This is a genomic window from Acetobacter malorum (assembly GCF_002153605.1).
Classification (GTDB): domain Bacteria; phylum Pseudomonadota; class Alphaproteobacteria; order Acetobacterales; family Acetobacteraceae; genus Acetobacter; species Acetobacter malorum_A.
On the sequence record NZ_JOPG01000005.1, the window covers coordinates 243,216 to 255,933 of the forward strand.

9 protein-coding genes are annotated in these 12,718 nt (G+C 60.5%); all 9 read right to left on the bottom strand.

Annotation, left to right across the window (positions count from 1 at the left end):
* Positions 1 to 106: 106 nt before the first annotated feature.
* The 9 genes from HK23_RS02870 to carB all read right to left on the bottom strand — a co-directional run bounded on the left by HK23_RS02870 (position 107) and on the right by carB (position 12,713).
* Positions 107 to 949: an SDR family oxidoreductase gene (locus tag HK23_RS02870; protein WP_086652781.1), complete on the bottom strand. Its 843-nt coding sequence runs from the start codon at positions 947 to 949 to the stop codon at positions 107 to 109.
* Between the two features lie 180 nt (positions 950 to 1,129).
* A complete protein-coding gene (locus HK23_RS02875; RefSeq protein ID WP_086652782.1) occupies positions 1,130 to 1,648 on the bottom strand; it encodes an RNA pyrophosphohydrolase in 519 nt (172 codons plus the stop codon).
* Positions 1,645 to 2,832 (bottom strand): divergent polysaccharide deacetylase family protein, encoded by a 1,188-nt coding sequence (locus HK23_RS02880; protein WP_086652783.1) that lies wholly within the window; start codon positions 2,830 to 2,832, stop codon positions 1,645 to 1,647. Before HK23_RS02880 ends, HK23_RS02875 begins: the two co-directional genes overlap by 4 nt.
* A 23-nt stretch (positions 2,833 to 2,855) precedes the next feature.
* On the bottom strand, positions 2,856 to 4,307 hold the full coding sequence (locus HK23_RS02885) for a S41 family peptidase (RefSeq protein ID WP_086652784.1): 1,452 nt from the start codon (positions 4,305 to 4,307) through the stop codon (positions 2,856 to 2,858).
* 171 nt (positions 4,308 to 4,478) lie between these two features.
* Complete coding sequence (locus HK23_RS02890) at positions 4,479 to 5,930, bottom strand: murein hydrolase activator EnvC family protein (RefSeq protein WP_256940030.1); 1,452 nt, start codon at positions 5,928 to 5,930, stop codon at positions 4,479 to 4,481.
* Between the two features lie 87 nt (positions 5,931 to 6,017).
* Entirely contained in the window at positions 6,018 to 7,556 is a 1,539-nt protein-coding gene (gpmI, locus tag HK23_RS02895; RefSeq protein ID WP_086652786.1) for a 2,3-bisphosphoglycerate-independent phosphoglycerate mutase, read from the bottom strand.
* A gap of 88 nt (positions 7,557 to 7,644) precedes the next feature.
* Positions 7,645 to 8,841, bottom strand: coding sequence for a threonine ammonia-lyase (locus HK23_RS02900; RefSeq protein ID WP_086652787.1), 1,197 nt, complete (start codon positions 8,839 to 8,841; stop codon positions 7,645 to 7,647).
* 1 nt (position 8,842) lies between these two features.
* Entirely contained in the window at positions 8,843 to 9,316 is a 474-nt protein-coding gene (gene greA / locus HK23_RS02905; protein ID WP_062142243.1) for a transcription elongation factor GreA, read from the bottom strand.
* 142 nt (positions 9,317 to 9,458) lie between these two features.
* Positions 9,459 to 12,713, bottom strand: coding sequence for a carbamoyl-phosphate synthase large subunit (gene carB, locus HK23_RS02910; RefSeq protein ID WP_086652788.1), 3,255 nt, complete (start codon positions 12,711 to 12,713; stop codon positions 9,459 to 9,461).
* Positions 12,714 to 12,718: the final 5 nt, after the last annotated feature.

Below are 12,718 nucleotides of genomic sequence, written 5' to 3' on the forward strand. Positions count from 1 at the left end.
GGAAAGAGATGCACTCTTTCCCCCTTTTCTGTGGTCACATGATGCGGCGTGGATATCTCTAAAACTTTTGAGATAGAAACCGGTTTTGTAGACCGGCATTAGTCAGTCAGACCGGTGTGCCGGGTTTAATGTCATAGGCCTTCTGGACAATCTCGGGGCGTGTGCCCAGACCATCTGTGACTTTCTGGGTCCAGGCGGCATCCATCTGTTCACGCTGCTGCGGGATGATCTCTTTCGGCTCCACGTTCCGATAGGTCTTGATGCTCCCGTTGATGACCCCGACTGTGGTTTTGAAAACCGGCTCCGGATCATACTGCTCGTGCGGGAAAGCAATTTTGCTGTAATCGAACAGGCGTTTTGAGGGATCATCTTCCCAGCTTTTCCATGTTTCAAACATGCGATCATTAAAGCCGGTGAGGAACGGGCCGGGGTTAACGGTGGCCACCTCAATACCGAACTCGCGCACTTCCTGACTTAGCGCTGCGGCAATAGCCTCAACGCCATGCTTGGAAGAGGAATAAGCCCCGGTAAAGGGATCTGCCGTGAGACCTGCCACGGAGGACATGAAGACGACCTTACCCTTTTTCTTCGCCACCATTTTTCGCAGGACAATCTGCGTCAGCAGGACCGGTCCGATAATATTAACTTCATACTGGCGGCGCAGGTTTTCAGCCGGGATATCGGCCACAGCCCCGCCTTCGGAAATGCCAGCGTTATTCAACAGAATATCGACATCCCAGCCTTCGGCTTTCCGGCGGTCGCCATCATGCGTGACATCAAGTTTTTCAACCTGAAGTGTGACATTGCGGTTGCGGGCTTCTTCAGACACCTCATAAACCTGCGCGGCAATTTCCACACCAGCGATGACGTCAAAGCCTTCGGCAGCAAGACGGAATGCAACTTCACGGCCAAAACCCGTGCCTGCGCCTGTAATCAGGACTGTCGTCATGGTGTTTTCCTTTAAGCTTAAGAGTGAGGCTCGGCTGTTTTTGCCTGCGTCCGCATTCAGGATAATCGTCTGAAGCGGCACAGCCCCGTTGCTTAAAGGGACGCACAGCACCGCCGGGAGTTCCGAAAAACTCTCGGGCGGTGCTGGCAGGGGAGATATGTGTTTAGCGGGAAATGAGGCTCAGGCAGGCGTTGCGAGCGGTCCAAAATCCTGCACCAGACGCTCATAAATCGGCTTTTTGAAGCCGACATTGCCAGAGGGCAGGTCGGCCAGTTCAATCCACTGAAAAGCGTCAAATTCCGGAGGTGTCTGAGCGTCCAGACGGATATCGGCGTCCGTGCCGGTAAAGGCCAAGGCAAACCACTTTTGTGTCTGCCCGCGGAAGCGGCCACCCAGCGCCTTGCCAATCAGATAGTCGGGCAGATCATACGTAATCCAGTCTGGGTGTTCCTGCAGGATACGCAGCGTGCTGGCATCCAGCCCCAGTTCTTCCTGCACTTCCCGAAAGACGGCTGTTGTCGGGTCTTCCCCCTCGTCAATCCCGCCTTGCGGGCATTGCCAGACGCCCTCGGAAAGCGGGCCACCTGCGCCAGGCTGGTCCGTGCGGCGTGCGATAAGGATCCGGCCATCGCCCCGAAAAATCATGGCGGCGACATTCGGGCGGTAGGGCAGGCTTTCTGCTTTAGGGCTGGTGCTCATTGTGGAAGTCCGAGGGATGTGGGGGTGTTCTGGGCGTGGGGTGTGGCGTTGTGAACATTCACATGCATGGCACCCGCTGAGGCTGTGGGCACCGGTGGTGCAGGCGGTTGTGCGGGGGCAGGAGCCGGTGGCGGCGCAGGCACGGGAGCTGCCAGCATACTGACAGGCACCAGCGTAATGCCGACATTGGCCAGATGCGGAATCCATGCCTTGAGGCAGGAGAGGGCCACAGGGCGCAACGGGCCGATAACGCCAATGGCGTGTCCGTTTTTACGGGCAAGCTGCTGGAGCTTGAGAAGCTGGATGTCGATCGTGACGATATCCGCATCCGTATTAATGGCGACATCAGCCGTCCCAATTGCCCCCGGTCCGTCGGAGGCCGTGGCGGGGGTGGCATTCAGATAGAACAGGCCACGCTGATGCAGGGCCGAGAGAATGGGTTTGAATGCCGCAGAATGCGGATATTCACCGCCATTCTCGCCGGAAAACGCATTTGTCACCCCGGCATAACCGGCCAGATGGGAAAGCGTCTCGTTCAGGTTCTCAATGTTTTTTCGCTCAGAGAGAGAGGCTTGCAGAGCATTTGGCAAAGCCTCTTCACCCGTTGCCTTGCCATCGGCAGGGCGGTCCTGCATCGGCAGAGAGAGCAGTGTTTCATGGTTATGCGCTCTGGCGCGGTCCATCAGGCTGCTCGGGTCTGATGCATAAGGCGAAATGGCCAGAGAAACCGGGCCGGGCAGAGCATCGATAGCCTGATTGCTCAGTTCATCATCCGACTGCCCGATACCATCAATCAGCAGGGCAACCTGTGCATTGCCTGCGGGAACAGGCACGACCGGTGCGGCATAAACCTGCCGGGGCAGGAGGCCATGTGGGCCCACCTTGGGCAGAGCAAAACCACCGGGGCCAAGGTCGCTTGTCAGCAGATCCCCCATAGGGGCAGGAATTTCTGTCTTGCCGGCCAGCGCCGCAATGGCGGCAGGGGAGGTGGTGCCAACATCAATATCTTCCCCGCTCACCTCAGCATAGGGCGGCCCCATGATTTGCAGGGTGAGGACGACAACCCCCGCCAGCGCCGTGCATCCGCCCCAGAAGTAGAAAAAGGCGCGGCCAGATGCAGGCATCTTCTGCCACAGAGAAGCCCCGGAGGGCTTCCCGGGCGTGCCAGGAGATGGGCTGGACATAAGGGCGTTGGCTCCGGTTTGGGTTAGTGGTGCGCGTGGTCATCCTTCGCCGCCGGTGCCGGAGGCTTGGCGGCGGGCAGGGAGGCTGACGGATCCGGCGCAGGCAGTCCGGCCATGGAGCGCACAACCCGCAGACCCTGCTGGAGCTGGAAGTCCGTGGCAGGCTTGGTGTAGTCAAACTCCGGCCAGTTTGCCGGCGGTTCACCCGGAATATCCTTGGCAATGGCCGGCAGGTCCGTCCGGGGAGAGGACTTGGTCTGGTTCCCGCCCTGATTTTTCAGGATATGTTCAAGGTCTGCTTCATGCAGGCTGAAGCCGGGGTCTTCCCGCGTTTCTTTCACGGCGATATCGGGCGTGATGCCCAGCCCCTGAATGGAACGGCCGGAGGGGGTGTAATACCGCGCTGTCGTCAGGCGGATCGCCCCGTTGCCCGGAATAGGCATGATGGACTGCACAGACCCCTTACCAAAGGATTTTGTGCCCAGCAGCACAGCGCGGTGGTGGTCCTGCAATGCGCCAGAAACAATTTCAGATGCGGAGGCAGAGCCACCGTTGATTAGCACCACAACCGGCAGACCATCGGTAATGTCTGTGCCGTGGGCATCCCAGCGCTGGCTGTCCTTGGGGTGACGGGCTCGGGTGGAGACAATCTCGCCCGAGCGGATAAAGCTGGAGGAGACATCAATGGCCTGATTGAGCAGCCCGCCGGGGTCATTGCGCAGGTCCAGCACCAGCCCGGCCAGCTTGCCGCCAGCCTGCTGCTTGAGCTGGTTATAGGCCTTGAGCAGACCTTTTTCCGTTTCCTCATTGAACTGTGCAATGCGGATATAGCCAATCCGGTCATACAGCGCGGATTTGATCACCTCGATATGGATGTTCTCACGCGTCAGCGTCAGGATAATCGGCTTTGGCGTTTTCTCGCGCACCAGCGTGAGGGTGATTTTGGTGTTGGGCTTGCCGCGCATTTTCTTCACGGCTTCATCCAGCGGGGTGCCATCCACGGGGTGGCCATCCACGGCAATAATGTAATCACCCGGCTTGATGCCAGCGCGGAAGCCCGGCGTGCCATCCACCGGGGAGACCACGCGGATGTGCCCGTCCTGCTGTTGCAGTTCCAGACCAAGGCCGCCGAACTCACCCTTCATCTGCACCATCATGTCCGCATACTGTTTTTCGGTCATGTAGGAGCTGTGGGGGTCAAGGCCTGTCAGCATGCCGTTGAGGGCATTGGTGATGAGGTCTTTGTCCGAAACCGGCTCGACATAATCTGCGCGCACAAGGTCCAGCACGGTGCCGAACAGCGTGAGCAGGCGATAGGTTTCGGCATGGTTGCTGGTGGGAGAGGCGTCTGGAGCCTTTTCCGCCATGGCGGGGGAGGCGAGCATGCCTGCGCCGGGCAGCACTCCGGGGTGGGAGGCCAGGGCAAGGCCTGCCAGGAAAGTGGCGCCAAGCATCAGACCTGTGCGGAACTTCATGCGATCTCGTCTCCTGTCGCCGGGTGTAAAACCCGTGCGGTCGTGTCCTGTCGAATGTTACAGCGTATGGCTAACTTTGCCTTGTAGCGCAAAGCTCTGCCTGTGTCCGCCATGCAGTAGGGCGAGATTAGCCGCTTCCGCCGGGCAGGCAAACTGTCTGTCCGCTTTTCCTTACAGGAAAGGCGCCGGGTTGACGGGTTTTTGCCCGTGGCGGAGCTGAATGAACAGTGTGCCGGAGCTGCCGGAGGAACCCATGTGCCCGATGGGCGCGCCTTTGGATAAGCCTTGCCCCGTCGCCACATCCAGCCCGGAAAATCCTGCCATCACAAAACGATAATGCTGCCCGCAATTCAGAATGACCATCTGCCCGTAGGTGCGGAACGGCCCTGCAAAATCAACGCGGCCAGAACAGGGGGTACGCACACTGGCGCCGGGCGCGGTGCGGTAGGTGATGCCGGTGGCGGGGCCAGATTCGGTCGCGGAGCCCCATGTGCTGACAAGCGTGCCCACCACGGGGCGCGTCCCGCCGCCTGCTGGCGGGTGGTCGGACAGGCCCGGACCTGCGGCAGACGCCATGGCCGCCATTTTGCGCCGGGCGGCGTCGGCCCGTTCCTGCGCGCGGCGTCTGGCAGCTTCATCCCGTGCGGCCTGATGAGCTTTTTCGGCGGCGGCAATTTCTTTTTGCAGTGCGGATTCTGCATCAGCTTGCAGCGCATCCAGCCGGGAGACGGCATCCTGGAGACTGGATGCGCGTTGCGTGGCATTTTGCAGGCGCACGGCGGCGGCCCGGGCGGCGGCATTGGCCTGCTGCTGGGCTGCACGCGCTTTTAAGGCCTGCTGCCGGACCTGATCACGCTGGCGGCTCTGGGTTTCCTGCAACTGGCCGAGTGTGGCGAGTTTAGCGGTGAGGTCTGCATCCAGCGCCGTCAGCTTTTCCTGCCGGGCGCGCATGTCCTCCGCCTGATGTTCCAGCCCGCGAGACAGCCCCCGCAGCACCAGAAAGCCGGTAACAGCCTCCCCCTGCGGCACAGGGGCAGCCAGCAATGTGTCGGAAGGATAAAGGGACAAGCGTTCGGCCAGCGGCAGAACCGGGGCAAGGGCTTTGGCATCCGCCGTCAGCGCGTCACGCAGGCTGGCCTGTTCCTTACGGAGATCGGCAATGCGGGAATCGAGGTCCGAGACCTGCTGTTCCGTGGTCTGAAGCTGCGCTGTGGCCGAGACGGTGGCGGCAGACAGCGCCGATGCCTTGGCGGCACTCTGCACAGCGACGGCCTGAGCAGCCTCATTTTTAGCGCGCGAGGCGGTGACGGCGGCGGCCTGTGCAGCTTTCTGCTTATCCATGGCGGCCCGTTGCGCCTGCGTGGCGGCAAGGGCTGCCTGCGCCTGCCGGACGGAGCGCTCTGCTTCGGCCTCTGCGCGGGTAGAGGCCGAGCCGGCTGAGGATGACGCGGACCGTTTGGCTGAAGTGGACGTGTGTGCACCGCTTGTGTGCGTGGACGAGCGACGGCTCGTGCTTTTTGACGCACTATGCGTCGTGTGTGTTGTGTTTTTCTTAGCGGTGGCGGCCTGTGCTGGCGGGATACAGGTGAGACAGGCGAAGATCCCGATAGGCAGGATGCTCAAACCCCGCCTCCCATAGCCTCGACCTCCCTGCCCATAATGAGCGGGCAGAGAAGGGGGAAACGGTGCGGGAGGCGGGGCGAAAAGCATTCAGTCCGTTAGCAGGGAAGTCCCTGTCATGTCATCAGGTTTGGGTAAACCCATCATGTCCAGCAGGGTGGGGGCAAGGTCGGCCAGACGACCGTCCTTCAGCTTTTTGTTGCCAACCCCAAAGGCCACCAGCGGGACCACGTTCAGGGTGTGGGCTGTGTGTGGCACGCCCGTTTCCGGGTCCTTCATGGTCTCACAGTTGCCGTGGTCGGCGGTGACCAACAGGGCGCCATTCTGTTTTTCAAGGGCGTCGATAATGCGGCCCGTGCCTGCGTCTACCGTTTCAACCGCCTTGATGGCTGCTTTCAGCACGCCTGTATGGCCGACCATATCCGGATTGGCGAAGTTCAGGACGATCAGGTCGTACTGCCCGCTCTCAATCGCGGCGACGGCTTTGTCCGTCAGTTCCGGCGCGGACATTTCCGGCTGAAGATCATAGGTAGCGACCTTGGGGGACGACACCATGATGCGGTCCTCCCCTTCAAACAGTTTTTCGCGTCCGCCATTCAGGAAGTACGTAACGTGCGGATATTTTTCCGTCTCGGCCATGCGCAGCTGGGTGCGCCCGGCGCGGGAGACGACTTCCCCCAGAATGTTTTCCAGCGAGTCCGGCGGGAACAGCACTGTCAGGCGCTCGGCCAGCGTGTCGCTATAGTGCGTCATGCCCAGAACGGAGGCGAAGTGCACCACCTTATGGCGGGCAAAGCCGTCAAAACCCGGTTCCAGCATGGCGTCCAGAAGCTGGCGGATGCGATCTGCCCGGAAGTTGAAGGAGAGCAGGCCGTCTCCATCCTTCATGCCGGTATAACCTTCCAGCACGGTTGGCTCGATAAATTCGTCTGAGATGTCGGCCTGATAGGCTTTGGTGATGACATCCTGCGCCGTGGCGGCTTTCGGGCCTTCCGCGCTGACCATCACGTTGTAGGCTTTTTCCACCCGGTCCCAGCGTTTATCGCGGTCCATGGCGTAATAGCGGCCAGACACGGTGGCGATCTTCACGCTGTCGGGCAGTGCGGCGCGCAGGGTTTCCAGATAGCCCTGAGCGGAGCGGGGCGGGGTGTCTCGCCCATCGGTGAACACATGGAACGCGACCGGCACGCCTGCTTCCGCCACCATGCGAGCAAGGGCTGCGGCGTGGTCCTGATGCGCATGCACACCACCGGGTGAGACAAGGCCGAGCAGATGGCAGGTGCCGCCGGTTTTCTTTAGGGTGTCGATAAAGCTGGTCATGGCGGTGCTGCGGGCCACGCTGCCATCCTGAATGGCGGTGGTGATACGCGGCAGCTCCTGCATGACGACGCGGCCTGCGCCGATATTCAGATGCCCGACTTCGGAATTGCCCATCTGGCCATTGGGAAGGCCAACATCTTCCCCGCTCGTGCGCAGAAAGCTACGGGGACCATTTTTCCAAAGCGCATCAAAAACCGGGGTGTGGGCCTGCCGGACTGCGTTATCTGACGAGTCTTCTCTCCAGCCGAAGCCATCAAGAATAACCAGCATAACAGGGCGTTTCGTCTGGGAAGGTGCGGAAGCACTCATAGAACCATGCCTTCTTATTGTTTTATGGCGTGACTATGCCACTAAAACAGCCGGACACAAAGAGCCGGGCAGGCATGGTTCCTAAGTGTTAAGCGCGGCGAACGATGTAGTGTTCGCCCAGTGCTTTGGTAATCAGGGCCGCGTGTTCCGGGTCCCGTGCTTCAATCATCACTTCAAGTTCAGCAGCCTGCACGGAGGGGGCTGCAAACAGGCGCTGATGAGAGACTTCAATGATATTGCCGCCTGCTTCCCCAATGCTTCTGGAAATATCAGCCAGCACGCCGGGGCGGTCGGGAATTTCCATAATCAGGCGCAGGATGCGGCCATCACGCAGCATGGCGCGCAGCAGGGTGTTGGCCAGAATGCGGCTGTCGATATTCCCGCCGGAGACGGGCAGGGCGACTTTCTTGTCCCGGAACAGTTCCGGGTAGGTCATGACGGCAGCAAGGCCAGCTGCGCCAGCCCCTTCACTCACCTGCTTGGCGCCTTCAGCCAGCAGGGTAATGGCGGTTTCCACCGCGCATTCCGGCACGACCAGCACGCGGGACACCAGCTTGCGGATAATTTCATCCGGGCGCTGGCCGATCTGCATGACGGCAATGCCCTCGGCAATGGTGGAGCCGCCCGAAGGATGGGTGGCCGGGCCGGGGAAGGCGGAGAGCGAGTTGTAGCTTTCCACCTGTACGCCAATCAGCTCCACATCCGGGCGCATGGCTTTGGCTGCAACGGAGCAACCGCCCAGCAGTCCGCCGCCGCCAATGGGGGCAACCAGCATGTCCAGCGGACCAGCATCCTCAAACAGTTCCAGCGCACAGGTGCCCTGACCAGCCATGATAGCGGGATCATCATACGGATGGATGAAGGTGCGGCCTTCACGCGCCTGAAGGTCCTGTGCAAACAGCAGGGCTTCTGCAAAGCTTTCGCCTTCCAGAATAACCCGTGCGCCCCAGTTGCGGGTACGCACCACTTTGGCGGCCGGCGTGAATTTGGGCATGACGATCACGGCATCAATGCCCAGCAGGCTGGCATGGCGGGCAACGCCCTGCGCATGGTTGCCAGCCGAGACGGCAATTACGCCGCGCTTGCGCTCATCCTCGGACAGCAGTGCGAGTTTGTTGGCCGCTCCGCGCTCCTTGAACGAGCCGACAGCCTGAAGATTTTCCAGCTTCAGGGTAATCTCAGCGCCGGTCGCTTTCGAGAGAGACTGAGAGGAAATCGTGGGGGTGCGGAGTACACTCCCGTTGATCCGCGCCGCTGCGGCGGTGATATCCTCAAACTTCAGCATCTCAGATGAATTTCACAGACAGGATCTCATACGTCCGGTCACCACCTGGCGCGGGGACTGAAACGGTATCGCCTTCATGCTTGCCAATCAGGGATTTGGCGAGCGGGGAGGAGATGGACAGCAGGTTCAGCTTGATGTCCGCTTCATGCACACCAACAATCTGGTAGGTAGCTTCCTTGTCGGTATCTTCATCAACCACGGTGACGGTTGCACCGAACTTGACCTGATCACCAGACAGGGTTGTGGGGTCAATCACCTCAGCCGTGGAGATGATGCTCTCCAGCTCAAGAACGCGACCTTCGGTAAAGGACTGCCGTTCACGCGCAGCGTGGTATTCCGCGTTTTCCGAAAGATCGCCGTGGCTGCGGGCTTCCGCAATGGCGCGGATGATGGCCGGACGCTCTACAGATTTCAGATTACGCAGTTCGTCTTCGAGCCGCCGTAAACCTTTTTCCGTCATCGGAGTTTTCTGCAAGACATGTCCCCAGAATAAATCTGCCGGACGATCAGGCCGGCATGGAAGTTATAAAAAAACACGGGTACAGGCGGCCATGCCCTCAGGCAGGCCGCTTGCCCCGCGGAACGTGGAAGGCAGGCCCGAAGGCCCGCCCTCCTGTTCAGAACGATCCACTAAAGTATGACTGAAGTGGCGCAACTTCAAGCGGTCCTTCACGCATTGCCGCAATTGCATAGGTTGCAGCCCGTGCGCCAGCCATGGTGGTGTAGTGCGGAATGCCCAGCACAAGGGCAGAGCGGCGGATGTCAAAACTGTCCGCCACGGACTGTGCGCCACGGGCGGTGTTGATGACCATCTGCACTTCACCCGAGCGGATGGCGTCCACACAATGCGGGCGGCCTTCGAGCACCTTGTTTACCACATCGACCTCAATCCCGGCGTCGCGCAGCTTTTTGGCTGTGCCGCGGGTGGCCAGAATTTTGAGACCCATGCTGGCCAGCTGGCGGCCAAGGGCGGGGAGGTGCGGCTTGTCGCTTTCCCGCACGGACAGGAAGACCGTGCCGGAGGTGGGCAGGCGCACACCGGCACCCAGCTGAGACTTGGCAAAAGCCCGCTCGAAAGACGTATCCAGCCCCATGACTTCACCCGTGGACCGCATTTCCGGCCCCAGAATGATGTCCACTTCCGCAAAGCGGTTGAAGGGGAAGACGGCTTCCTTCACGGCCACATGCGGCACCACGGCACGGTCATCCAGATTGAAGCTGCTCAGCTTGGCACCAGCCATGACGCGGGCACCAATCTTGGCCACCGGAACGCCCGTTGCTTTGGCGACGAACGGTACGGTGCGGGAGGCACGCGGGTTGACCTCAAGGACGAAGATTTCCTGATCCTTGATGGCGTACTGCACGTTCATCAGCCCGACGATGCCCAGCTCACGCGCCATGGCTTCGGTCTGTGCTTTCAGTTCCGTCACAATGGCAGGGGAGAGGGTGTAGGGCGGCAGGGCGCAGGCGCTGTCACCGGAGTGAATGCCAGCTTCCTCAATATGCTCCATCACACCGGCCACATACACGTCCGTGCCGTCTGCAATGCAGTCCACGTCCGCTTCAATGGCTTCGTTCAGGTAGTGGTCAATCAGCACCGGGCCGGAGGCAATGTCATGCCCGGCCAACTGAAGCGCGCCACGCATATAGCGCTGGAGGCCTGCACGGTCATACACAATTTCCATGGCCCGGCCGCCCAGCACGTAGGACGGACGCACCACAACCGGGTAGCCAATGCGTTCTGCAATATCCTCAGCTTCTGCCGGGGAGCGGGCAATGCCGTTGGCAGGCTGAAGCAGGCCAAGCTTATGCAGCAGCGCCTGGAAGCGTTCCCGGTCTTCCGCGCGGTCAATAGCATCAGCTGGGGTGCCCAGCAGCGGGATACCCGCTTTTTCCAGCGCGTGAGACAGCTTGAGCGGCGTCTGGCCACCATACTGCACAATGCAGCCTTTAACGGTGCCGTTCTGCTGTTCCCGACGGATCAGCGCCACTACGTCTTCTGCCGTCAGCGGCTCGAAATACAGACGGTCGGACGTGTCATAATCGGTGGAGACCGTCTCCGGGTTACAGTTGACCATGATGGTCTCAAACCCGGCCTCACGCAGCGCGTAGGCAGCGTGCACGCAGCAGTAATCGAACTCGATGCCCTGACCAATCCGGTTCGGGCCGCCGCCGAGAATGATAATCTTCTCGCGGTCGGTCGGGTCGGATTCACAGGCCGGAGGGGCAAACACGCCTTCATACGTGGAATACATATAGGGCGTGCTGGAGGCGAACTCACCGGCGCAGGTATCAATGCGCTTGTAGACGGCATTGACGCCAACCTGATCCCGCAGGGCAGACACTTCGTCTGCCTGCAGGCCGGACAGGCGGGCCAGCTGGATATCAGAAAAGCCCATGGCTTTCAGGCGGCGCAGGCCTTGTGCATCACGCGGCAGACCGTGGTTCTGGATCGCGCGTTCCGCGTGGACGATTTTTTCCAGTTCCCGCAGGAACCACGGCTCAAAACGGCAGGCTTCGTTAACGTCTTCAACAGACAGACCGGCACGCAGAGCCTGAGCGGCCATCAGAATACGCTCGGGACGCGGCTGGGAGAGTGCTGCGCGGAAAGCGTCCTCGCCGCCATCGCCGGGTACGTCCACCGGGTCCAGCCCGTGCAGGCCGGTTTCCATGGAGCGCAGGCCCTTCTGCAAAGCTTCCGTGAAGGAGCGGCCAATGGCCATCGCCTCACCAACGGACTTCATGGAGGTGGAAAGCAGAGCCGGGGCGCCGGGGAACTTCTCGAACGTAAAGCGCGGGATTTTGACGACCACATAGTCAATGGTCGGCTCGAAGGACGCCGGGGTGGAGCCGGTAATGTCGTTCTTCAGTTCATCCAGCGTGTAGCCCACAGCCAGCTTGGCGGCGATCTTGGCGATCGGGAAGCCGGTTGCCTTGGAGGCCAGCGCGGAAGAGCGGGACACGCGGGGGTTCATTTCAATGACCACCATGCGCCCGTCTTTCGGGTTCACGCCGAACTGTACGTTCGAGCCGCCCGTTTCCACGCCAATGGCGCGCAGGCAGGCAATGGAGGCGTCACGCATCCGCTGGAACTCTTTATCCGTCAGCGTCAGAGACGGCGCGACAGTGATAGAGTCCCCGGTGTGCACACCCATCGGGTCAATATTTTCGATGGAGCAGACGATGATGCAGTTGTCCGCTTTGTCGCGCACAACTTCCATTTCGTACTCTTTCCACCCCAGCAGAGATTCTTCAATCAGCACTTCCGTGGTGGGGGAGGCATCCAGACCGGATGCAACAATCTGCTCAAACTCTTCACGATTGTACGCAATGCCACCGCCGGAGCCGCCCATGGTGAAGGACGGACGGATGATGGTGGGGAAGCCGATTTTCTTGAAGGCTTCCCGTGCTTCTTCCATGCTGTGCGCAATGAAGCTGCGGGGGCTTTCAATGCCAATGGCATCCATGGCTTCACGGAACTTCTGGCGGTCTTCCGCACGGTCGATCACGTCGGCCTTCGCGCCAATCAGTTCCACGCCATGCTTTTGCAGGAAGCCGGAGGCATCCAGCGCCATGGCGGTGTTCAGTGCTGTCTGGCCGCCCATGGTGGGCAGAATGGCGTCCGGCTTTTCTTTCAGAATAATGCGTTCAACGCAGTCCGGCGTGATGGGCTCCACGTAGGTGGCGTCCGCAAGGCCGGGGTCCGTCATGATGGTGGCGGGGTTGGAGTTCACCAGAATAACCCGGTAGCCTTCTTCCCGCAGGGCCTTACAGGCCTGTGCGCCGGAATAGTCGAACTCGCAGGCCTGCCCGATGACAATGGGACCAGCGCCAATAATGAGGATGGAGCGGATATCTGTCCGTTTTGGCATGATGC